This is a genomic window from Pseudalkalibacillus sp. R45 (assembly GCF_052246725.1).
Classification (GTDB): Bacteria; Bacillota; Bacilli; order Bacillales; family Fictibacillaceae; genus Pseudalkalibacillus.
Window position 1 is genome coordinate 1,190,230 of record NZ_JBQQCL010000001.1, and the last position, 21,254, is coordinate 1,211,483.

Genomic DNA, 21,254 nt, shown 5'->3' on the forward strand with positions numbered 1-21,254 from the left:
AAAGAGCCCAATCAAAGGCTCTATAAAAAGATTCCACCATAGACGAGTGCTCCGGCAATGACGAATGCCGGATGGATCCGGAGTCTGACCAGGAACAGATAACTCGCAGCAAAAAGGAGCACCGTTTGTAAGACTCCAGAACCTGCATAGGAACTCACAAAAAACTGATACGCCATCACACCGAGCAACACAGCGATTGCCGGTCTTACCATGACCGTCATCCGCTTTACTTTTTCGGAATCCTTATATTTCATCAATACTTTCAAAAGGATGATCATTAAAATGAGCGATGGTGCGACTGTTGCAAAAATTCCAACCGTAGCACCAAGCCATCCAGCCTGTGCATATCCGATGTAACCCGCCATTTTTGTCGCGATCGGTCCAGGTAGAGCATTTCCGAGCGCTAAAACTTCACTGAATTCCTCTGTCGACATCCAGCCATATCGGTCAACGACTTCATTTTCAACCAACGGAATCGATGCAGGTCCACCACCATAGCCAAGGATACCAGGTATGAAAAACGCTAAAAAGATATGCCAGTAGATCATGATGCACCACTCGCCTTCTCATCCTCATTTTCAGCGGGTTCCCGTGTTCCGAACCAGGCATATAGTAGAAGAATTCCGATGATGATTCCCGGGTGGACGTTGACGAATTCCATCAGGACTAAGGAAAGTGCGATGATAACAAGTGCCTGAACCCATCCTAAACCCGCTTTGGATTTTTTCGTGAATTGCCAGGTCAACTGGGCGAGCATGAATCCGACGACAGGAACCACCGCTTTCGTCATTCCTTGCACCCAGGATTTATCTTTATACATACTAAGTGTCGTCAAGAGAGCGATCATGGCCAGGATCGATGGTAGAATCGTCGCCACCACCGCATTGATCATACCGATTGGGCCTGCGACCCGGTAACCGATATAGCCAGCAAGTTTCGTCGCAATCGGCCCAGGGAGTGTATTCCCGAGAGCAAGCAAATCCCCGAATTCATCATCCGTAAACCACCCGTAATGCTCAACAACCTCTTTATGGACGAGCGGAATGGAGGAAGGACCCCCTCCATAGCCGAAAATGCCAACCCGGAAAAAAGCCAGAAACAAAGGAATGTGTATGGTTTTCTTTTTTACCGTCTTAGGAGGATTTACCTCTGTTTCGCTTCTCCCTACCAAGCGGCAACACTGCCATCTGTACGTGATTCCGTTCCACCTGAAAGGACCCCCGTCTCTGGATCTCGCCAAATGATTTGCCCTCTCCCGAACGGACCGCCGTCCAAAGCGACCTGGATCTGATGGCCTTTACGTGCAAGAGCTTGTGCAATGTGGTTCGGGAAGTTCGGCTCCACTAAAACTTTCTTGTCTTCCATCCATTGCCATCTTGGTGCGTCAAGTGCAGCTTGTGGGTTGAGATGGAAATCAAGCGTGTTCATAATCACCTGCAGATGCCCTTGCGGCTGCATGAATCCTCCCATTACACCGAATGGACCGACTGGCTGATCGCCCTTGGTCAAAAAGCCCGGGATGATCGTGTGATAGGTTTTCTTACCGCCTTCAAGACAATTATCATGTTCAGGATCCATCGAAAAATTGTGACCTCTATTCTGTAATGCAATTCCCGTTCCAGGTACAACCAGACCTGAACCGAATCCCATATAGTTGCTCTGGATGAACGACACCATGTTGCCTTCTGAATCAGCCGTCGCAAGATAGACGGTTCCGCCTTTTGGAGGTGTTCCAGGTGTAGGATCCATCGCCTTTTCCCCGATCAGTTTTCTCCGTTCTGCAGCATACGCCTCACTTAAAAGGTCTTCCGTTCTCGTCGTCATCGATTTATTTTCTGTTACATATTTGAGACCGTCCGTGAATGCGAGTTTAATTGCTTCGATCTGTTTGTGATACGTTTCGACGTCTTCTTTATTGGCATACTCAGAATCTTTTAATAGGTTCAACGCCATCAATGCGATGATCCCTTGCCCGTTCGGTGGAATCTCCCAAACTTTGTGTCCTCGATACTCGACACCGATCGGATCGACCCACTCAGGTTGATAGGCTGCTAGATCGTCCTTACGTAAAAACCCGTCATACTTTTTCGAGAATGCGTCGATTTCATCAGCGATTTTTCCACGATAAAACGATTCCGCTTTTGTTTCGGCGATATCGCGTAAAGTCGATGCATGCCCTTCTGAACGCCATACTTCTCCTACTTCCGGTGATTTTCCGTCAGGAGCGAATGTATCGAACCAATGCTTGAATTCATCATTGGTAAGCACTTTCTTAAAATGAACAGCCGCTGCTTTCCAATACTTCCCTAACGTCGGTGAAACTGGATAACCATTTGCTGCATAATCGATTGCCGGTGCCAGCACGTCCGTCAACGGCAATTTACCGAAACGTTCCGATAATGCAGCCCAGGCTCCTGGTGCACCAGGTACTGTGACAGGAATCCAGCCATACTTCGGGATATCTTCAATTCCTTTTTCTTTAAGTGCCTCTATTGAAATCGATTGTGGTGATGGACCACTTGCATTCAGTCCATGCAGCTTCCCTTTCGTCCAAACGAGCGCAAATGCATCCCCACCGATCCCGTTGGACGTCGGTTCAACAACGGTTAAGCATGCAGCGGTAGCGATAGCTGCATCGACTGCATTGCCGCCTTTTTTCAAGATATCCACCCCCGCTTGTGCAGCGAGCGGCTGCGAGGTCGCCACCATCCCATTTTTCGCAAAAGTCGTCATTCGTTGTGATGGATACGGGTTGTATAAAGTATCTATACTCATGATCAATTCCCCCTTCTAAACTTCATGACAAGCAACAAAATGATTCTTCTCTACTTCTCTCCATACCGGTTTTTCTTCTTTACATTGTCCAGTTGCCAGTGGACATCTGGTATGAAAAGCACACCCTTTAGGAGGATTCGCCGGATTCGGCAAATCTCCTTCTAGCTTCACACGTTTGCGCTTCCTCCCTGGAATTGGACGAGGGATTGCAGATAACAGCGCTTTCGTATAAGGGTGCAGAGGATTCTCGTAAATTCGATCAGCTGGTGCAAGCTCTGCAGTATTCCCGAGATACATGACAAGAACGCGATCACTGATATGACGGACTACGCCTAGATCATGTGAAATGAACATGTAAGTCAATTGATGTTTATCCTGAATGTCTTTTAAAAGTTTGATGACCTGGGCTTGCACCGATACATCAAGTGCAGAAACAGCCTCATCACAAACGATAAACGAAGGGTTCAATGCAATCGCTCTGGCAATACCGATACGTTGCCGTTGACCCCCACTGAATTCATGGGGATAACGGTCATAATGTTCTGGTTTTAAGCCAACTTCTTCAAGCAAACTGCTAACCTTTTCTTTCCGCTCTTTTTTAGACATTGACGTATGGATGATAAAAGCCTCTTCAAGCGCATCACCGATTCGCTGTCTGGGGTTCAATGAGGCATAAGGATCCTGGAAAATCATCTGCATCTGCCTTTTGTACTTTTTGAGCTTGGATTCAGGGAGCGACCCGATCTCTTCGCCCTTAAATTGGATCGACCCTTCTGTCAATGGTTCAAGTCTAAGCACAGCACGGCCAAATGTTGATTTTCCACATCCAGACTCACCAACAACACCCAGTGTTTCCCCTTCATAGACATCGATGGTCACATTTTCAACCGCCTTTACATGACCTTGCACTCTTTGAAGGATGCCTCCTTTAATTGGATAATACTTTTTCATTTTGCTGATTTTAAGAAGAGGTTGCGGCTGTTTCTGCATCATTATTTTGCTCCACCTCCTGTAACCAGCATCTAACCGTATGCGTTTCGTTGACAGTAAAGGTCTTCGGGGATTGTTCCCTGCATTTTTCCGTTGCGAATTCACACCGGTTATGGAAACGGCATCCACTTATTTTTTCGTTCAAATTAGGAAGAGAGCCAGGGATTGGTTCCAACTGATGGTCGCGGTCATCTACATTTGGTACTGATCTCAACAATCCCTTTGTATACGGGTGCTGAGGATTCATAAACAAACTTTCAACATCGGCTTCTTCAATTTTTTCACCAGCATACATGACCATGACACGATCAGCCACCTCCGCTACAACTCCCATATCGTGCGTGACCATAATCACACCCATCCCTAACTCGTCTTTCATCTCATCGATAAGATCGAGTATCTGGGCTTGAATCGTCACATCGAGTGCCGTTGTCGGTTCATCAGCTATTAAAAGGGATGGTCGACACGCTAAAGCGATTGCTATCATGATCCTCTGTCGCATCCCCCCGCTCAGTTCATGGGGATACTGAGACATTCTCTTTTCAGGATAAGGGATGCCAACTTGATTCAATAACTCGATCCCTTTACGGTGGGCTTGCCGTTGTGATAACCTCTTATGGATCATTAACGGTTCCCGGATTTGAAACCCAACTGTGAAAACTGGATTCAAAGCAGTCATCGGTTCTTGGAAAATCATCGACATCTTGTTGCCCCGAAGTTTACGCAACTCTTCTTTTGATAATTTCGTAAGTTCCTGACCGGCAAATTGGACAGAACCTTCACTGATCTCGCCATTATTGGGTAGCAATCCCATTATCGATAAAGAGGTGATACTTTTACCACACCCCGACTCCCCAACGATACACACCGTTTCACCTTCATTGACGGAAAATGAAACCCCGCGGACGGCTGAAAGCTTTCCTTCAGCCGTTTTGAATTTCGTTACGAGGTTGTCAACCTTTAGCAACTGTTCTGGCATGTTAACCCTACTCTCTGTGTACGTTATATAATGACCATCGGCCAGTAGGATCCATCTCCAAGCCTTTAACCGATTTATCATATGCCGCTGCTACAATACCGTGGTTCATGACTACCCACGGGATGTCTTCTACGACGATTTCATTCGCTTCGACCAGTTTCTGTTTACGTTCTTCCTGATCGACAATATTCCGTGATTCATCTACCAATTTATCAAACTCAGGATTCGAATATTGAACGCGGTTTGATGAACCAATATTATCGCTATGAAGGTTAGGATAAAGAAGCTCACTTCCATCCGCGGTTGAATTTGTCCAGCCCAGGAATGTGATATCAAATTCACCTTTTTTACTCACATCCAGGAAAGTGCCCCATTCTAGTGTTTCGATTTGAGGTTTTAAACCTACCTCTTTTAGCTGTGCCTGGACGATTTCAGCCATGTTCATATACACAGGCGTATTTGCAACCAACATTTTGACTTCTTTTCCGACATAGCCGTTCTCTTCAAGGAGTTGTTTTGCCTTCTCCGGATCATACGCGTAACCTGATTTTTCGGCTGATTGGTCATAACCAAAAACTTTTGGCCCAATGATGCTGTTGGATCGGACCCCTAATCCTTTTAATTTTTTAACATAAGCCTCTCTGTCTAATGCATGAGCAACAGCCTGCCTGAATGGAAGCTCATTTGACGGAGCTTTAGCCATGTTAAAGCCAAGGTACGATACGGGTGTCCCTTCTTTTTTCATGATCTCGACATTTTTAAGCGATTCAAGTCGTGGCAAATGCTCAGCCGTAAGTCCATCAATGAATTGAACCTCTCCAGTTTGAAGCATTGAGACAGCTGTATTCACTTCAGGAACGACTTTGAACGTCACTTTTTCAAGTTGAGGTGGGTCTTGCCAATAATCCTTATTTGCTTCTAGTGTAATATGGTCTCCTGACTTCCATTCAACAAATTTGAAAGGGCCGGTCCCGACAGGCTTCTTGTTCAAATTCCCCTTTTTATCAGCTGTTGGGCTCACAATTGACGCATTTGAATGGGATAAAGCTGCAAGCATCGCACCATACGGTTCTTTCGTTTTGATGACAACGGTATATTCATCTTTCACCTCGATCGATTCAATCGGTTCCAATAAGGATGCTCGAGGCGCCGCAGTTTCTGGATCTCTGAACTTATCGAATGTATATTTGACAGCTTCAGCATTAAAGTCAGTCCCATCATGGAACTTGATTCCTTCTTTCAGTTTGATAACCCAGGTTTTCTGATCTGGGTTTTCATATGATTCTGCAAGGTAAGGTACGATTTCCATCGACTTTTCATCCCTGATGAACAAAGTTTCATAGATTTGTTCGATAACACGGGATGAAACAGAATCATTCGTTTCGATCGGTGATAGACCGACCGCCTTTGTCGTAGTCGCGTACGTCAGCTCCTGAGGAACGTCCCCGTTACCTCCAGAGCCATTACCTGACTCTTCTCCACTGCACCCTGCTAATGTGACAGATGCTATTAAGAAGACAACCCATAAGCTAGTGCTCAAGCGCTTCATTTTCATTTCAACCTTCCTCCCGTTGATTTAGTTATTGAAATCCATGTTAGGGTCCAACGCATCACGCAACCCATCACCCAAAACATTAAACCCAAACACAACTAGCATGATTGCAATCCCTGGCACTATTGTCATATGTGGTGATGTCCACATAAAATCCTGACCAGCTGCAATCATAGCGCCCCACTCCGGAGTCGGCGGCTGTGCACCAAGTCCCAAAAAACTAAGTGCAGATGTTGAAAGAATTGCAGTAGCCATTCTCATTGTTGCAAACACGATGATCGGAGCCATGCAGTTTGGTAGAATATGTTTGATGAGAATACGGAAATTACTTGCCCCGAGTGATTTCATAGCTACGATGTATTCTTGTTTTTTTACAGATAAGACACTTCCCCTTACAATTCGGGCGCATGTCGGAATCGACCAAATACTTATTGCAATCATTACGTTCACAAGACTTGTTCCTAACATTGCAATGATTAACATGGCCAATAAAATTCCTGGAAAAGCAAACAACAGATCTACGAATCGCATGATGATTCCATCAAGTTTTTTATAATAACCAGATATAAGTCCTAACGTTATTCCACCGATTAAACCTAGAATGACGGATGCGAAACCGACAACCAGAGATATCCTAGCACCAAAGACGATCCTGCTCCACATATCCCGACCATAATTATCCGTACCTAGCCAATGCCCCTCAGAAAAAACAGGCAGCTCACTTTCTGCCAATGATTGGTGGACGGGATCATATGTAGTGATCCAATCTGCGAAAATAGCCATCAAAGCTTGTATGAAAATGATGATCAGACCAAATACTGCTAATCTGTTCTTTAATAATCGTTTTGTGATCACTAAAACCATTTTCTCTTTCTTTTGATTGCTGTTTTCAAGTTTTGAATTCGAAGCTACTGCCTCTCCAGACATTTGAGAACCTCCTTTCAACCGATTAATCGTAGCTGATTCGTGGATCAATAAACGCATATACAATGTCGACGATCAGATTTACAAGCACGAACAGGGTTGCAACAAGCAGGACTGACCCTTGTACCATCGGAAAGTCTCTTGCTGCGATCGCTTCAATCATCAGTCGCCCTACCCCATTGATGGCAAAGACTTGTTCAGTTATGATCGTTCCTCCTAAAAGGAACCCGAAATTCAAACCAATGACTGTGATGACTGGTATCATCGCATTTCTTAAAGCATGAATCCAAACAACTGATTTTTCCTTTACTCCCTTAGCCCTGGCTGTACGGATAAAATCAGCCCTGATCACTTCCAACATTGTAGAACGACTCATTCGAGCAATCATGGCTGCTGATCCTGTCCCTAATGTAATTGCAGGCAATATAAGCTGTTTCACCCCCTCGAATGTATAAAAAGGAGCACTTAACCCTCCAACAGGCAGCCATTGCAAATTAACTGCAAAAATCAGAATCAGAATCGTCCCGAGCCAAAAATTCGGAATAGAAATCCCGGCAAGCGCAACCGTTGTGCTTGAAATATCAAGCCATGAGTTTTGCTTCAATGCAGAAATGATCCCTGCTGTAACCCCAATGACTACAGCAACAATCATGCTTGCTATGGCAAGGTTCAGTGTATTGGGAAACCTGGTGAGGATTGCTTCACTTACGGATTCTTTTGATTGATAGGAAAACCCGAGGTCTCCTTGTAGAACCCCTGCTATATAATTTCCGTATTGGACCAATACTGGATCATTCAAACCGAGATTATCCCTGATTGCTTCAATATCCGATTCCGTTGCAGTCGGTCCGCCGATTATACTCGCAGGATCACCTGGTGAAATGTGCATACTCATAAAAACGATAAAGGATATTCCAAAAAGCAATAAAACCAACTGTAAAAGACGTCTTAAGATAAGACTAATCATGTTTTCACCTCCAATAATTTCGGCATACGAAATAAAAAACGAAAAAATAATCCCAATTTCAATAATGAAGATGGAAAATTATAGATATCTTTTCGAAAAGCAATTATTTATTTTTATTACATTTGTTAATTCATATCCCATTTTCTATTAACAAATGTATGGCCAATTAAATTATTTATGATTATATAGATACTCCAGACAAAAATCCACAAAATATACAAAAAAATTGAAGTATTTCGAAAAATACTTCTTTTTGTCAAATAAAAAAAGCCGGGGAAGCGTTTTCTCCTCCGGCATGTATAAATAATCCTATTAAATTTCCGTTTTGTAAAATCTATATGGTTATCTATAACTTAAGCCCCGCTCTACTCTTGAACCTTCTTAAGAGAATATGACTTTCTACCCGTGTGATCCCTTCAAGAGCGTATAATTCATTGTTAATAAATGATTCCAATGCGATGAAATCATTCACCAAGACATGCATATGCAACGTACTTGGTCCTGTCATTTGATAACAGCTTGCGACATTAGGATTGCTTGCTAGTGCTTCCGCTACTTTCACTAAAGCATTCGGTTCACAATCTACTTCAAAAAAAGCGGATACATTCTTTCCTACTTTTTCTGAATTGATCATGACACTGAACTTTTCAATAACACCATTTTTTAATAATTGGTTGATTCTTTCTCTCACAGAGACTCTGGATAAATTCAGTTCTTTGCCTATATCCACATACGACATTCTTCCGTTTTGAGTAAGCAGTTCTAAGATTTTCTTATCAATCTGATCAATTTTCATTCCCTCACCACACAAATGTAAAGTTTATCTCCCTTTATTATATAGATAATGGATTTACTAAACAATCAAACCTATTTACAATTTCATACTTTTAACCTATTTTTCTCCTTGAATAAATAGGCACAAAAAGCTTTTAACAAAACAACAATCAGAAAATTTAATCATCTCATAGACTTGTCGAAATATTTTGTATATACTTATTTGCAACAAAAGGGAATCCAAATGTCAAATTACATTTACAAATGTTTAATAATTGGATTGATTCCTTTCAATTTTATAACTAGGGGGAGTAAACATGAAACAATTGAAGAAGAGAATGCTTTTAGCATTCGTGTTCATTCTTTCGGTCGCTACAGCTCCAGCAGGTTGTTCATCCTCGGGTGATTCATCAAATTACCCAGAAAAAAATATCAAACTGATCGTTCCTTGGTCTGCGGGTGGGGATACGGATGTCATCAACCGGATCGCAGTAAAGTATTTAGAAAAAGAATTGGACACCAAAATAACGATACAAAATATCAATGGGGGAAGCGGCTCTATTGGTGCTGAGGAAGCGATGAAGGCTGAACCAGACGGATATACCATCCTAGCTGGTCATGATTCGATCGGGATTTCAAAATTGATGGGAAAAACAGACTTTGACTATTCTTCCTTCGAACCTGTCTCTTTGCTAACATCAGCACCTCAGTTGATTGCAACTCATGTGGACAACCCTTGGGACAGTATGAAGGATGTCGTTGAACAACTGAAGGAAGATCCGGAATCAATCAGTTTCGGGGCATCTATCGGTTCCACTTCACACATTGTGCCTCTTGGTATTCAAGACAAAGCAGATGTCAAATTCAAAATTGTTGGCTATGATGGGACTGCGAAACGTACACAAGCTTTGTTAGGACAGCATCTTGACTTTGGAGCAACTACCATTCCTGCTGCTAAGGAATATATGAAAGCCAATCAACTTAAAATCTTAGGGATTGCTACTGATGAAAGAACTCCTGCTCTTCCAGATGTACCGACATTGAAAGAGCAAGGCATTGATTTTACAAATGCAACAAATCGAGGATTCTTCGCACCGGAAGGGACGCCGGAAGAGATTGTCAAAACGTTAAGTGACGCCGTCAAAAAAGTTGCTGAAAACCCTAAGTTCGTTGAAGAAATGGAAAAAATGGGTGTAGAGGTCAGATATATGGATAACGAGAAATACGGAAAGCATCTGCAAGATGACGTCGATTATTTGAGTGGTATGCTGAAACGTCAAGGTGTCATCGATTAATACACCAAGATAGATAACAACGAAATGGGGGCTGCGTATGACTAAAGACCGTATTGCTGGAGCAGTACTGCTTATATTCTGTATATTCTTCTACTATCAATCAACATTCATCGATGTAAAGGACCTTACTGAGATTTCAGCAGCATTTTTCCCGCGTCTTCTTTTAGGGCTGATTGCCATATTAACGATTGGAATGCTCATTCAATCGTTCTTGAAAAAAGAAAAGAAAACTGAAAAGAAGAAGGATAAAAACCAAAAAGAGCGCATCGTATGGATCATCTTTACCCTTTTTGCTCTCTATATCTTAAGTTTGGATTTTCTTGGGTTCATCATTTCTTCTTTCATTTTCATTGCGATCATTTATCTACTGATCTTGCCTGAGAAGAGACCGATAAAAAGCCATGTGATCCCATTAGTCAGTTTACTAGTGATCACTGTTACCCTTTCAGTCATCTTTCAGAACGTCTTGAACGTTTATCTCCCAAAGGGAATCTTTTTCTAAGGAGGGTTAACAATTGGATAACTTACTTTTAGGCATTCAAGCCATCATGCAGTGGGATACTCTGCTATTGATGATGATAGGAGTCATTGCTGGAATCGTCTTCGGATGTATCCCCGGCTTTACAATTACCATGGCAGTAGCGCTAACCCTACCTTTTAGTTTTGGTTTAGAACCACTTGCAGGAATTTCATTGATGATGGGAGTTTGGCTAGGTGGTGCTTCCGGTGGATTGATTTCTGCCTGCTTATTAGGGATTCCTGGAACTCCTTCGGCAATGGCCACGACCTTTGATGGTTATCCTATGGTAAAGAACGGGGAGCCTGGAAAAGCGTTAGCTATCGGATTATGGTCTTCCTTCATAGGTTCGATTATCGGTGGAGTGATTCTTGTTTTGGCTGCTCCGATGTTATCGACATGGGCGATCAAATTCGGAGCCTGGGAATTTTTCAGTCTGATGGTCTTTGGCTTAAGCGCTATTGCAAGTTTAGGTGAAGGAAATTTGATAAAAGGGTTAATAGCTGGTCTGGTCGGCATGTTTATCGGCACAATTGGAACCGATCCCATAATGGGAGTTGAGCGTTTCACTTTCGGATCTGTGGAAATGCTGAGCGGGTTTGCATTTTTACCTGTTTTGATCGGGATCTTTGCTTTCTCTCAACTCTTATCTGAGGCTAAAAAAGAAAAAAAGGAAAAGCTGGAATTCAATCAGAATATCAGTTTATCCTATCCTGTCAGCAAGACCTTGAAAAATATGTTTTCCTCTTGGGTAAACGTGATCCGCTCATCCTTTGTAGGAACCTTTATCGGTGCCCTGCCTGGAGCAGGTTCAAGTATTGCTAATATCCTTAGCTATGATATTGCTAAAAAAATGTCTAGAAACCCAAGTAAATTTGGAAAAGGGACTCAGGATGGCATTATTGCTGCTGAATCTGCAAACAACTCTTCAGAGGGAGGCGCTCTGATACCTACACTTGCTTTAGGAATTCCAGGAAGCGCAGTTACAGTAATGATGATGGGGGCTCTTTTAGTCCACGGGATCCAACCCGGCCCTTACTTTTTTGTCTCTGAACCAGTTTTAGCCTATGGGATCTTTCTCTCTTTCTTTATTTCGGCTATATTCATGCTTATCATCCAATCCTTTGGTATCAAATTTTTCCTAAGGATCAATGACGTTCCGATGCATTATCTCATTCCTGTGGTCATTATTTTGTGTGCACTAGGAAGCTTTGCTATCAATAATCGGGTTTTTGACATTTGGGTTTTACTACTTTTCGGAATTGTGGGTTACTTAATGAAGCTAGGCAACTTTTCACTACCTGCATTTATACTGGGTGTCATTCTTGGACCGTTGACAGAAGAAAACTTACGAATCGCAATTACAACCAATAGTGATCTGACGCTTTTCATTACTCGCCCAATTTCGGGAGTACTATTACTCTTGACTGTTCTCTCGATTTTATATGCGATCATAACAGATATCCGGCATAACAAGTGCATACAAACTACTGATTCAACCGGTATCCCAAGAACATAACACAAGATATAGATTTTTTGTCTGCAGGTCATTTCAAAGAAGTGATCTGCTTTTTTGTGGATTTTATACAACCGTTCTGTTAATTGACACTCCTGCGGGCAAAGCTGGCCAGTCGAGACCCCACAGCAATGATATCAGAGCCGTTATTTGTGACAAAATCGCTGTTTCTGAAATTTAACGGACACCACAGCCGTTATTCGTGAACAAAACAGCCAATTTCCTCTGATATTTGCGAAATAAGGTCCCTGGTGTCCGCTAAGTTTGAAAAATTCCATTATTTCAGTCAAATAAGGTCTCCTGTGTCCGTTAACGGGTTAGTACAACTTGGTATCAGCGAGGATATAGTACGGAAGTAAGTTTTTGCAGGTAGTAATGTCCAGCTCAGCGACACTTGGATCACTTCAAACTTCCTGCGGCGGCAACAGCCTCATCGTCAGTTTTCCAGTGACCTACGTGACTAAGCGGGTCGCTTCCGCTTTTCTTCAGCCCACGGAAAGGTAGTGAATTTCGTTAAAAATCAACAACGAAGATTAACAAAGCCTAAAAAAAGACCCTCCCAGCTCAAAGCCGAGCTGAAAAGGTCTTTCGTAAGCAGCATTATCTGCTTGTAACGTTGATTCGATTGATTGCGCGGTCCAAGGCATACTGAGCGCGTTTGAAATCGATGTCTTCTTGTTTCGAACCTTGCAGGCGTTTCTCCGCACGTTCTTTTGCAGCTTTTGCACGATCGACATTAATGTCTGCTGCAAGCTCTGCTGCTTGTGCAAGGATTGTCACCTGGTCCGGCCGTACTTCTATAAAGCCACCACTAACAGCCAAGATCTGTGTATTGTTGTCTTTCTTGATTCGCACAGCGTTGATGGTCAACGGTGCTACAAGCGGAACGTGGCCTGGCAGGATTCCAAGCTCACCGCTGGTGGCTTTCGCGCTGACCATTTCTGCGCCTGTTTCTTCATACACAGGGCCATCAGGGGTGACGACACTTACCGTGAATGTCTTCATGAAACCCCTCCTCGGGCCTTTGTACAAAAATCAGATAAAGCTTTACCTTCTTTTCGCACAGATCATTTATGCCATTTGTTTAGCTTTTTCTAGTACTTCTTCAATACGTCCTACAAGACGGAATGCGTCCTCAGGAATATCATCATGCTTACCATCGAGGATTTGTTTGAATCCTTCAATCGTTTCCTTGACCGGAACATAAGATCCTTTTTGTCCAGTGAACTGTTCGGCCACATGGAAGTTTTGAGATAAGAAGAACTGGATACGACGTGCGCGTGATACAGTCAATTTGTCGTCGTCACTCAACTCATCCATACCAAGGATTGCGATGATATCTTGAAGCTCTTTGTAACGTTGAAGCGTCTGCTGTACTTGACGAGCAACATTATAGTGCTCTTCTCCAACAATTTCAGGTGCAAGTGCACGAGAAGTTGAAGCAAGCGGGTCAACCGCAGGGTAGATCCCCATTTCAGAAAGCTTACGCTCAAGGTTCGTCGTTGCATCCAAGTGAGCGAACGTTGTTGCTGGTGCTGGGTCAGTGTAGTCATCGGCAGGTACGTAAATCGCCTGGATAGACGTTACGGAACCTTTCTTTGTCGATGTGATACGTTCTTGCAATTGACCCATTTCAGTAGCAAGTGTCGGCTGATAACCAACCGCTGAAGGCATACGTCCTAACAGGGCAGATACCTCAGAACCTGCTTGTGTGAAACGGAAAATGTTATCGATAAAGAACAATACGTCTTGTCCTTGCTCATCACGGAAGTATTCCGCCATTGTCAATCCAGTCAATGCAACACGTTGACGAGCTCCTGGTGGTTCGTTCATCTGACCGAATACCATCGCTGTCTTGTTGATTACTCCGGAGTCTTTCATTTCGTAGTAAAGGTCATTACCTTCACGTGTACGCTCTCCAACACCTGCGAAAACGGAAATACCACCGTGTTCTTGTGCGATGTTGTTGATAAGCTCCTGGATTAATACGGTCTTCCCTACTCCTGCTCCTCCGAACAACCCGATCTTTCCACCTTTTACGTATGGTGCAAGAAGGTCAACGACTTTGATTCCTGTTTCAAGAATCTCCGTTTTCGTTGTAAGTTGATCGAATTTCGGTGCTTCACGGTGAATCGGGTCACGTTGGATGCCTGGTTGAAGCTCCTCATCAAGGTCGATCTTTTCACCTAGTACGTTGAAAACACGACCTAATGTTACGTCACCGACTGGTACCGCGATCGGTGATCCAGTATCTACCGCTTCCGTTCCTCTAACGAGTCCGTCGGTGGAAGCCATCGCGACGGTACGAACAGTATCATCACCAAGGTGAAGTGAAACTTCGAGAGTCAAATCGATTGACTTTTCTCCCTCAGTGCTTTGAACTTTAAGTGCATTGTAAATCTCAGGCAGGTTCCCGCTCTCGAACTGTACGTCGACGACCGGACCCATGACTTGAGTGATACGTCCTTTGTTCATGTTTTTCCCTCCTAACGTCCTTTTGAGGATGCTATATGTTTCTGACCCTAAGGTCGATTCGTCTATTCAAGTGCTGCTGCTCCACCGACAATCTCAGTGATTTCTTGAGTGATTGCGGCCTGACGAGCTCGGTTGTATGAAAGTGAAAGGCTGCCGATAATATCTTCTGCATTATCAGTCGCACTCTTCATTGCAGTCATACGAGAAGCATGTTCACTAGCTTTTGCATCTAGTAAAGCACCATAAATCAAGCTTTCTGCATACTGAGGAAGAAGGTCTTCAAGAATTTCTTCTTCAGATGGCTCATATTCATAGGAGCTTTTCGCTTTCTCTTCTCCACCGATATCCGTAAGTGGCAACAACTTCTTTTCTGTGAGATCCTGCTGGATCGCACTCACAAAGTGGTTGTAATACATATACAATTCATCGTATACTTCGTCAGCGAATTTCTGTACAGCTTGACTCGCGATCTCTTTGATATCAGCAAATTCTGGTTGATCGGCAAGACCTACGATGCTGTCTTCAACTGGCATGTTCCGGTTCTTGAAGAAACTCAAACCGACTTTTCCGACTACGATGACTGTATATTCGTCCTTCGAATTATGTCGTTCCTGAATCGTACGGTAGACATGACGTAGGACGCTGCTGTTATATGGACCTGCGAGCCCTTTATCAGCAGTGATTACAAGGTAACCAGTCTTTTTGACAGATCGACTTTGGAGCATTGGATGACGTGCATTCGAACTGCCACTCGCAATACTTGAGACGACCTCCTGGATCTTATCCATATAAGTTACGAAGGATTTTGCATTGTTTTCAGCACGGTTCAATTTCGCTGCCGAAACCATCTCCATTGCCTTCGTGATTTGTTTGGTCTTTTTCGTAGAGTTGATTCTTGTTTGAATATCACGTAACGATGCCACTCGTTTCACCACCTTTATTAAAGGGACGAAGACCTGGGTTCCGTCCCATTATGATCCGAAAGAAAACTATGTCGTTAAACGTTACTCAGATACAACGAATGTTTTCTTGAATTCGTTAATCGCGCTTCTCATATCTTCGTCTTCAGAAAGTTTTCCAGTTTCGCGGATTCCAGCAAGCAATTCCTTACGGTTATGTTCTAACCAAGTATGGTATTCTTCTTCGAAACGCTGAATATCTTCAACTGGAATATCATCCAAGAAACCTTTTGTTAGCGCATAAAGGCTGGCAACCTGCTTTTCAACAGCAAGTGGCTTGTGCAGGCCTTGCTTCAATATTTCAACAGTACGCGCACCACGGTTCAACTTCGCCTGTGTTGCTTTATCCAGATCTGATCCGAATTGTGCGAATGCCTCAAGCTCACGGTAAGACGCAAGGTCAAGACGAAGCGTACCGGAAACATTCTTCATTGCTTTGATTTGTGCGGATCCACCAACACGGGATACAGAAAGACCCGCGTTAACCGCTGGACGTACACCGGAGAAGAATAGATCTGATTGTAAGAAGATCTGTCCGTCTGTAATCGAGATAACGTTTGTCGGGATATAAGCCGATACGTCACCCGCTTGTGTTTCGATGAATGGAAGTGCAGTCAATGAACCGCCGCCTTTAGCATCACTCAACTTCGCTGCACGCTCTAGTAAACGAGAGTGAAGGTAGAATACATCCCCTGGGAATGCTTCACGGCCTGGAGGACGACGAAGTAGTAGTGACAGTTCACGGTATGCAGCTGCTTGCTTCGAAAGGTCATCATAAATGACAAGTACATGCTTACCGTTGTACATGAATTCTTCACCCATCGTTACCCCAGCATATGGAGCAAGGTAAAGAAGTGGAGCTGGTTGTGATGCACTCGCTGTTACGACGATTGTGTAATCAAGCGCTCCGTGCTCACGAAGAGTTTCAACAACACCTGCAACAGTTGATTCTTTTTGTCCAATAGCAACGTAGATACAAATCATATCTTCGTCTTTTTGGTTGATGATCGTATCGATTGCGATCGCCGTTTTACCTGTTTGACGGTCACCGATGATCAATTCACGTTGACCACGTCCGATCGGAATCAGAGAGTCGATCGCTTTGATTCCTGTTTGAAGCGGTTCGTGTACAGATTTACGATCCATAACACCTGGTGCACCGCTCTCGATTGGACGAGTTTTTGATGTTTCAATGGCACCTTTTCCATCAACTGGTTGTCCAAGAGAGTTCACGACACGTCCGAGTAACTCTTCACCTACAGGAACTTCCATGATACGTCCTGTACGCTTGACTTCGTCTCCTTCACGGATATCGACATATGGTCCAAGGATGATGATACCGACGTTGTTTTCCTCAAGGTTTTGGGCCATACCCATCACACCATTAGAGAATTCAACGAGCTCACCAGCCATGACATTGTCTAATCCATGGACACGTGCGATACCGTCCCCAACTTGAATAACGGTACCTACATCACTTACTTCTATTTCAGAAGAATAGTTTTCAATTTGTTGTTTGATCAGCGAACTAATTTCTTCCGCTTTTATGCTCATGAATTTCACCCCTATCGTACTCGTCTCACTCGGAGACTAATTGACGTTGAATTCGGTTCAACTTACCACTGACGCTTCCGTCGAAAATACGGTTGCCGATCTTGACTTTGATGCCACCGACAAGATCCTGGTCGATCACATTTTCAACACGAAGCTCTTTTACGTTAAGACGCTCAGCGAACGTTTTGGAAATCGCTTTTTGTTCATCTTCAGTCAAAATGCGAACGGAGTAGACAGTAGCATCTGCCACACCGCGTTCTTCATTTGCTAATCGGATATATTGTTCGACCATACTCGAAATCATAGCTTCGCGTTTACGGTCGACCATCAATAAAAGTGTATTGTGGACAACTTCAGAAACTTGATTACCAAATATTTTTGATAATAAGGCTTTCTTGTCATCAATCGAAATCTTAGGATGGTTCAGGATCGTAAGTAATTGATCATTCTCTTGGATGACGGTTTTTACGCTGACAAGCTCTTTTTCGACCTGGTCGAGTGCATTACGCTCCCGTACGACTTCGAATAGAGCAGCGGCGTATCGTTTCGCTACGACTTCTTTGTCCTTACTCATCGACCTTCGCCTACCTCTTTAAGATAATCGTCTACAAGTTTTTCCTGGGACTTCTCATCCAGTTCCTTGGCGATCACCTTAGACGCGATTTGAACAGACAATGTTGCGACTTCATCACGCAACGTTTGTACAGCTTGTTCTTTTTCACGTTCGATTTCAGATAGAGCTGATTCCTTCATACGAACAGCTTCTTCACGTGCTGCTTGAAGAATGCTCTCACCTTGTTGCTCACCTTGCTTTTTAGCTGATTCGATCAGTGCTTGTGCTTCTTTACGTGCTTCTTTCAAAGCCTCAGTTTGGTCCTTCAGGTAAGCTTGAGCTTCCTTACGGCTTGTTTCAGCTTCATTTATTTCACTTGCGATATGCTGTTCACGTTTTTTCATGATGCCCATCAATGGACCCCAAGCATATTTACGCAGCAAGAATAATAGAACGATAAACGCTAATAACTGAAATAATATGTCGCCGGCAAAAAAACCACCCGCACCCAAAATAAGACTGTCTGGATTCAAGAATTGCACAGCGGTTCCTCCCTTCATAGGTCATACATAAGGAATGGCGAGGTCCACATAGAACTTCGCCATTATGAAAACTACATGGTAACGCTACAGAAAGTTATGGCAATTAGCCACCAAGTACGATGAACGCGATAACGACACCGATGATTGGAAGTGCCTCAACTAATGCGATACCGATAAACATTGTTGTTTGAAGAGTTCCGCGTAATTCTGGTTGACGAGCGATCCCTTCTACTGTACGTCCTACGATAAGACCGTTACCTACACCGGCACCAATTGCCGCTAGACCTACTGCAATTGCAGCTGCGATTAAATTCATTTAAATTTCCTCCTTGAGAAATATAGATTAGTTTATAATTTCTTCCCATAAATGGGCTTATTCCTAGAATCAAAGACTTGCATGTTTGTTCAATACATCACTTATGACGCCATGCTGTGATACATTTCGACATCATTTGTGAGCATTTTAAACTTCTTTTAAATCAGTGTTTAAAATGTGACGGATTAGAAACAAGTAGTTCGCGGCGTAACAATCACTGCCTAAATACGTCACGTCCTGTGACAACGGCAGTACTAGCACATCCTGTGCGTCGGAAATACGCCGTTTATCATTCGCAATATTTTAAACTTCCTAATGTTCGTCGCTGACTTTGTGAGCCATATAAACCATAGTCAGCATCGTAAAGATGAATGCCTGGATGGTCCCGACAAAGACACTGAATCCTTGCCATACGAGCATCGGTACAAACGTGAGGATTCCTGAGAAGATTCCTGCTGCACCTGCTCCTGCTAATAGTGCAAGCAATACTTCACCTGCATAGATGTTTCCGTAAAGACGAAGACCGAGCGTCAACGTGTTTGCGAATTCTTCGATGATTTTTAGCGGGAACATGAATTTCATCGGCTTGAAGAAATCACTGCCGTATGATTTTGCTCCTTTTACTTTGATAGCGTAAAAGTGCGTGAGTACCACAACCATGATGGCAAGTGTCAATGTGATCGTTGGATCAGCTGTTGGTGATTTCCACCAGAGTTCATGGTCGATTGCAATTGCAAATGGAAGTCCGAGCATATTGGAGACGAATATGTACATGATAATCGTCAGTCCTAGCGTCAGGAAGCGTCCACCTGTTTTCCAGTCCATCGTGCTGTTAATGATTCCTTTTACGAAATCGATGAGCCATTCCATGAAGTTCTGCATTCCGGTAGGCCGCATCTGTAAGCTGCGTGAACCGAGTACTGCGATTATGAACACAATTACGGATGCAATTGTAATCATCATTACATTGGAAGTGTTGAAAGTTAACCCAAATAAGTCAAACGTAGGCGCTTCATGATTCAATTCTTTCACCTCTCTTCCCCAAAATTCATTTAGAAGCAAAATAAAAATCTATCAACATGATTAGGTATATCATGAGTAAACCCACTACTACTGCAATCAAGTTGAAGTATTCAGGAAAACGAGTGGCGATCAGTACAGCCAGTCCAGCTGTCATCAATCTTGAAAGAGATCCCATCGTTTTTACCTTTGTTCCTTCGGTCACAGCTTGTCCAACGCGATCGATCTTACGATGCATTGACCATACATTGTACATACTCACGGCTATCCCGAGCACCAACCCGAGGAATACTTGCTTGTAGCTCGTAAAACCCCAGCCTAAGACACAGATTGATAGCAGATAGAGACTGTATTTTATGTATCGTCGAAACGCGTTGTTATACGTCGAGAGGTTCTCTGTCATTGGTCCTCTTCCCCAAAGTGGCGCTGAATTAACTTGATCATCCCGTATACCCCTGCTGCTAAACCAATGAACAGTCCCACGATCATTAGAAACGGAGCTGTATCCAAACTACGATCCAACCACATTCCACCAAAAATTCCGACAAGTATCGACCCTACTAATTGAGAGAGAATACCGGACATCAATGCCATCGAGTGGAGAGGTGAACGTTTACCAGTGCGCATCTTATCGCACTCCTTTGTAAAATGGCTTGGTTTTGAGGTTTAAGATGAGTACTTATACGCAAAAAAATTTTGGGTATAAGCCGGAGTAATAGACGAGAATTAAAAGTTGCCAGAATGTAGATATAGTAGGTATGAAAACCTTATCATACATCCTTTGTAAGAATACTATAGCCACTAGTACATGTCAATTGTGTTACAAGCGAAAATCATGGTAAGATTTGAAAACTTTTTGAACCTTTTTTCACTGGATGATTTTCTACTTATTTTGTACCGAACAATCGGTCTCCTGCATCACCAAGTCCTGGAACGATATATCCTTTTTCATTCAAGTATTCATCCATTGCCCCAAGGTAAATATCGACATCTGGATGGGCTTCTTGAACCATTTTTACTCCTTCAGGTGCAGCAATCAGACACATTAGCTTAATGTTCTGTGCACCACGCTTTTTCAAGGAGTTGATCGCTGCAACTGCAGACCCGCCAGTAGCAAGCATCGGATCGATTACGATGAGTTCACGTTCTTCAATATCGCTAGGAAGCTTCACATAATATTCCACAGGCTGTAACGTTTCCGGATCACGATATAATCCGACATGCCCAACTTTTGCGGCAGGGATCAACTTCAGGATTCCGTCAACCATCCCTAGACCTGCACGAAGAATTGGCACTAAGCCTAACTTTTTACCCGCAATCGTGTATGCCTTCGCTTCAGACACCGGTGTTTTCACTGTTACCTCTTGCAGGGGAAGTTCTCTGGTGATTTCGAATGCCATGAGGGCTGCAACTTCATCGACAAGCTCACGGAATTCTTTCGTTCCGGTTGATTCATCACGGATATAAGTAATCTTGTGTTGAATCAACGGATGTTCAAGAACGTGTACTTTACTCATTCATCATCTCTCCTTATTAGTTTATGTAA

Annotated in this window: 23 protein-coding genes; 3 read left to right on the top strand and 20 right to left on the bottom strand. The window is 43.3% G+C overall.

Going from position 1 to position 21,254, the window contains the following annotated elements; genetic code table 11:
• Positions 1-20: 20 nt before the first annotated feature.
• From ACTWQL_RS05520 to ACTWQL_RS05560, 9 genes are all read right to left on the bottom strand, one after another.
• On the bottom strand, positions 21-548 hold the full coding sequence (locus ACTWQL_RS05520; RefSeq protein ID WP_443141398.1) for a chromate transporter: 528 nt from the start codon (positions 546-548) through the stop codon (positions 21-23).
• A complete protein-coding gene (locus ACTWQL_RS05525; protein ID WP_443141483.1) occupies positions 545-1,114 on the bottom strand; it encodes a chromate transporter in 570 nt (189 codons plus the stop codon). The genes ACTWQL_RS05520 and ACTWQL_RS05525 overlap by 4 nt, the downstream gene beginning before the upstream one ends.
• A gap of 50 nt (positions 1,115-1,164) precedes the next feature.
• The gene (locus tag ACTWQL_RS05530) at positions 1,165-2,775 is read right to left on the bottom strand and encodes a gamma-glutamyltransferase family protein (RefSeq protein ID WP_443141399.1); all 1,611 of its coding nucleotides are present in this window, start codon (positions 2,773-2,775) and stop codon (positions 1,165-1,167) included.
• A gap of 15 nt (positions 2,776-2,790) precedes the next feature.
• Positions 2,791-3,765 (bottom strand): ABC transporter ATP-binding protein, encoded by a 975-nt coding sequence (locus tag ACTWQL_RS05535; protein WP_443141484.1) that lies wholly within the window; start codon positions 3,763-3,765, stop codon positions 2,791-2,793.
• A complete protein-coding gene (locus tag ACTWQL_RS05540) occupies positions 3,737-4,744 on the bottom strand; it encodes an ABC transporter ATP-binding protein (protein ID WP_443141400.1) in 1,008 nt (335 codons plus the stop codon). Before ACTWQL_RS05540 ends, ACTWQL_RS05535 begins: the two co-directional genes overlap by 29 nt.
• 7 nt (positions 4,745-4,751) lie before the next feature.
• On the bottom strand, positions 4,752-6,299 hold the full coding sequence (locus tag ACTWQL_RS05545) for a glutathione ABC transporter substrate-binding protein (protein WP_443141401.1): 1,548 nt from the start codon (positions 6,297-6,299) through the stop codon (positions 4,752-4,754).
• Between the two features lie 21 nt (positions 6,300-6,320).
• Positions 6,321-7,223: an ABC transporter permease gene (locus ACTWQL_RS05550; RefSeq protein WP_443141402.1), complete on the bottom strand. Its 903-nt coding sequence runs from the start codon at positions 7,221-7,223 to the stop codon at positions 6,321-6,323.
• Between the two features lie 22 nt (positions 7,224-7,245).
• On the bottom strand, positions 7,246-8,187 hold the full coding sequence (nikB, locus tag ACTWQL_RS05555; RefSeq protein WP_443141403.1) for a nickel ABC transporter permease: 942 nt from the start codon (positions 8,185-8,187) through the stop codon (positions 7,246-7,248).
• A gap of 346 nt (positions 8,188-8,533) precedes the next feature.
• Positions 8,534-8,983, bottom strand: coding sequence for an Lrp/AsnC family transcriptional regulator (locus tag ACTWQL_RS05560; protein WP_221567293.1), 450 nt, complete (start codon positions 8,981-8,983; stop codon positions 8,534-8,536).
• Positions 8,984-9,278: 295 nt separating this feature from the next.
• Between ACTWQL_RS05560 and ACTWQL_RS05565 the strand changes: the two genes are divergently transcribed.
• The 3 genes from ACTWQL_RS05565 to ACTWQL_RS05575 are packed head-to-tail and all read left to right on the top strand — an operon-like array spanning position 9,279 to position 12,292.
• Entirely contained in the window at positions 9,279-10,256 is a 978-nt protein-coding gene (locus ACTWQL_RS05565; protein WP_443141404.1) for a tripartite tricarboxylate transporter substrate binding protein, read from the top strand.
• Positions 10,257-10,293: 37 nt separating this feature from the next.
• On the top strand, positions 10,294-10,758 hold the full coding sequence (locus ACTWQL_RS05570; RefSeq protein WP_443141405.1) for a tripartite tricarboxylate transporter TctB family protein: 465 nt from the start codon (positions 10,294-10,296) through the stop codon (positions 10,756-10,758).
• Between the two features lie 13 nt (positions 10,759-10,771).
• Positions 10,772-12,292 carry a tripartite tricarboxylate transporter permease gene (locus tag ACTWQL_RS05575; protein WP_443141406.1) on the top strand — a complete coding sequence of 507 codons (1,521 nt, stop codon included), beginning with the start codon at positions 10,772-10,774 and terminating at the stop codon, positions 12,290-12,292.
• Positions 12,293-12,889: 597 nt separating this feature from the next.
• Here ACTWQL_RS05575 and ACTWQL_RS05580 read toward each other — a convergent pair.
• The 11 genes from ACTWQL_RS05580 to upp form a co-directional block, all read right to left on the bottom strand.
• Positions 12,890-13,294 (bottom strand): F0F1 ATP synthase subunit epsilon, encoded by a 405-nt coding sequence (locus ACTWQL_RS05580; RefSeq protein ID WP_443141407.1) that lies wholly within the window; start codon positions 13,292-13,294, stop codon positions 12,890-12,892.
• 66 nt (positions 13,295-13,360) lie between these two features.
• Positions 13,361-14,764, bottom strand: coding sequence for a F0F1 ATP synthase subunit beta (gene atpD, locus ACTWQL_RS05585; protein ID WP_261131048.1), 1,404 nt, complete (start codon positions 14,762-14,764; stop codon positions 13,361-13,363).
• 62 nt (positions 14,765-14,826) lie between these two features.
• Entirely contained in the window at positions 14,827-15,687 is an 861-nt protein-coding gene (gene atpG, locus ACTWQL_RS05590) for an ATP synthase F1 subunit gamma (RefSeq protein ID WP_443141408.1), read from the bottom strand.
• Between the two features lie 81 nt (positions 15,688-15,768).
• Positions 15,769-17,277, bottom strand: coding sequence for a F0F1 ATP synthase subunit alpha (gene atpA / locus ACTWQL_RS05595; protein WP_443141409.1), 1,509 nt, complete (start codon positions 17,275-17,277; stop codon positions 15,769-15,771).
• 25 nt (positions 17,278-17,302) lie between these two features.
• On the bottom strand, positions 17,303-17,851 hold the full coding sequence (locus ACTWQL_RS05600) for a F0F1 ATP synthase subunit delta (RefSeq protein WP_443141410.1): 549 nt from the start codon (positions 17,849-17,851) through the stop codon (positions 17,303-17,305).
• Positions 17,848-18,363, bottom strand: coding sequence for a F0F1 ATP synthase subunit B (gene atpF, locus ACTWQL_RS05605; protein WP_443141485.1), 516 nt, complete (start codon positions 18,361-18,363; stop codon positions 17,848-17,850). The genes ACTWQL_RS05600 and atpF overlap by 4 nt, the downstream gene beginning before the upstream one ends.
• Positions 18,364-18,475: 112 nt before the next feature.
• Complete coding sequence (gene atpE / locus ACTWQL_RS05610; RefSeq protein ID WP_226547468.1) at positions 18,476-18,688, bottom strand: F0F1 ATP synthase subunit C; 213 nt, start codon at positions 18,686-18,688, stop codon at positions 18,476-18,478.
• 312 nt (positions 18,689-19,000) lie between these two features.
• Complete coding sequence (gene atpB, locus ACTWQL_RS05615; protein WP_443141486.1) at positions 19,001-19,711, bottom strand: F0F1 ATP synthase subunit A; 711 nt, start codon at positions 19,709-19,711, stop codon at positions 19,001-19,003.
• Between the two features lie 25 nt (positions 19,712-19,736).
• On the bottom strand, positions 19,737-20,111 hold the full coding sequence (locus tag ACTWQL_RS05620) for an ATP synthase subunit I (protein ID WP_443141411.1): 375 nt from the start codon (positions 20,109-20,111) through the stop codon (positions 19,737-19,739).
• Positions 20,108-20,335, bottom strand: coding sequence for an AtpZ/AtpI family protein (locus ACTWQL_RS05625; RefSeq protein WP_443141412.1), 228 nt, complete (start codon positions 20,333-20,335; stop codon positions 20,108-20,110). Before ACTWQL_RS05625 ends, ACTWQL_RS05620 begins: the two co-directional genes overlap by 4 nt.
• 260 nt (positions 20,336-20,595) lie before the next feature.
• Positions 20,596-21,225, bottom strand: a complete 630-nt coding sequence (gene upp / locus ACTWQL_RS05630; protein WP_261131063.1) for a uracil phosphoribosyltransferase — start codon at positions 21,223-21,225, stop codon at positions 20,596-20,598.
• Positions 21,226-21,254 lie beyond the last annotated feature (29 nt).

Bases quoted from the DNA above. Each gene is read 5' to 3' on its own strand.
- ACTWQL_RS05520 (WP_443141398.1), bottom strand. From the start codon at position 548: ATGATCTACTGGCATATCTTTTTAGCGTTTTTCATACCTGGTATCCTT.
- ACTWQL_RS05530 (WP_443141399.1), bottom strand. From the start codon at position 2,775: ATGAGTATAGATACTTTATACAACCCGTATCCATCACAACGAATGACG.
- ACTWQL_RS05535 (WP_443141484.1), bottom strand. From the start codon at position 3,765: ATGCAGAAACAGCCGCAACCTCTTCTTAAAATCAGCAAAATGAAAAAG.
- ACTWQL_RS05540 (WP_443141400.1), bottom strand. From the start codon at position 4,744: ATGCCAGAACAGTTGCTAAAGGTTGACAACCTCGTAACGAAATTCAAA.
- ACTWQL_RS05545 (WP_443141401.1), bottom strand. From the start codon at position 6,299: ATGAAAATGAAGCGCTTGAGCACTAGCTTATGGGTTGTCTTCTTAATA.
- ACTWQL_RS05550 (WP_443141402.1), bottom strand. From the start codon at position 7,223: ATGTCTGGAGAGGCAGTAGCTTCGAATTCAAAACTTGAAAACAGCAAT.
- nikB (WP_443141403.1), bottom strand. From the start codon at position 8,187: ATGATTAGTCTTATCTTAAGACGTCTTTTACAGTTGGTTTTATTGCTT.
- ACTWQL_RS05560 (WP_221567293.1), bottom strand. From the start codon at position 8,983: ATGAAAATTGATCAGATTGATAAGAAAATCTTAGAACTGCTTACTCAA.
- ACTWQL_RS05565 (WP_443141404.1), top strand. From the start codon at position 9,279: ATGAAACAATTGAAGAAGAGAATGCTTTTAGCATTCGTGTTCATTCTT.
- ACTWQL_RS05570 (WP_443141405.1), top strand. From the start codon at position 10,294: ATGACTAAAGACCGTATTGCTGGAGCAGTACTGCTTATATTCTGTATA.
- ACTWQL_RS05580 (WP_443141407.1), bottom strand. From the start codon at position 13,294: ATGAAGACATTCACGGTAAGTGTCGTCACCCCTGATGGCCCTGTGTAT.
- atpD (WP_261131048.1), bottom strand. From the start codon at position 14,764: ATGAACAAAGGACGTATCACTCAAGTCATGGGTCCGGTCGTCGACGTA.
- atpA (WP_443141409.1), bottom strand. From the start codon at position 17,277: ATGAGCATAAAAGCGGAAGAAATTAGTTCGCTGATCAAACAACAAATT.
- ACTWQL_RS05600 (WP_443141410.1), bottom strand. From the start codon at position 17,851: ATGAGTAAGGACAAAGAAGTCGTAGCGAAACGATACGCCGCTGCTCTA.
- atpE (WP_226547468.1), bottom strand. From the start codon at position 18,688: ATGAATTTAATCGCAGCTGCAATTGCAGTAGGTCTAGCGGCAATTGGT.
- ACTWQL_RS05620 (WP_443141411.1), bottom strand. From the start codon at position 20,111: ATGACAGAGAACCTCTCGACGTATAACAACGCGTTTCGACGATACATA.
- ACTWQL_RS05625 (WP_443141412.1), bottom strand. From the start codon at position 20,335: ATGCGCACTGGTAAACGTTCACCTCTCCACTCGATGGCATTGATGTCC.
- upp (WP_261131063.1), bottom strand. From the start codon at position 21,225: ATGAGTAAAGTACACGTTCTTGAACATCCGTTGATTCAACACAAGATT.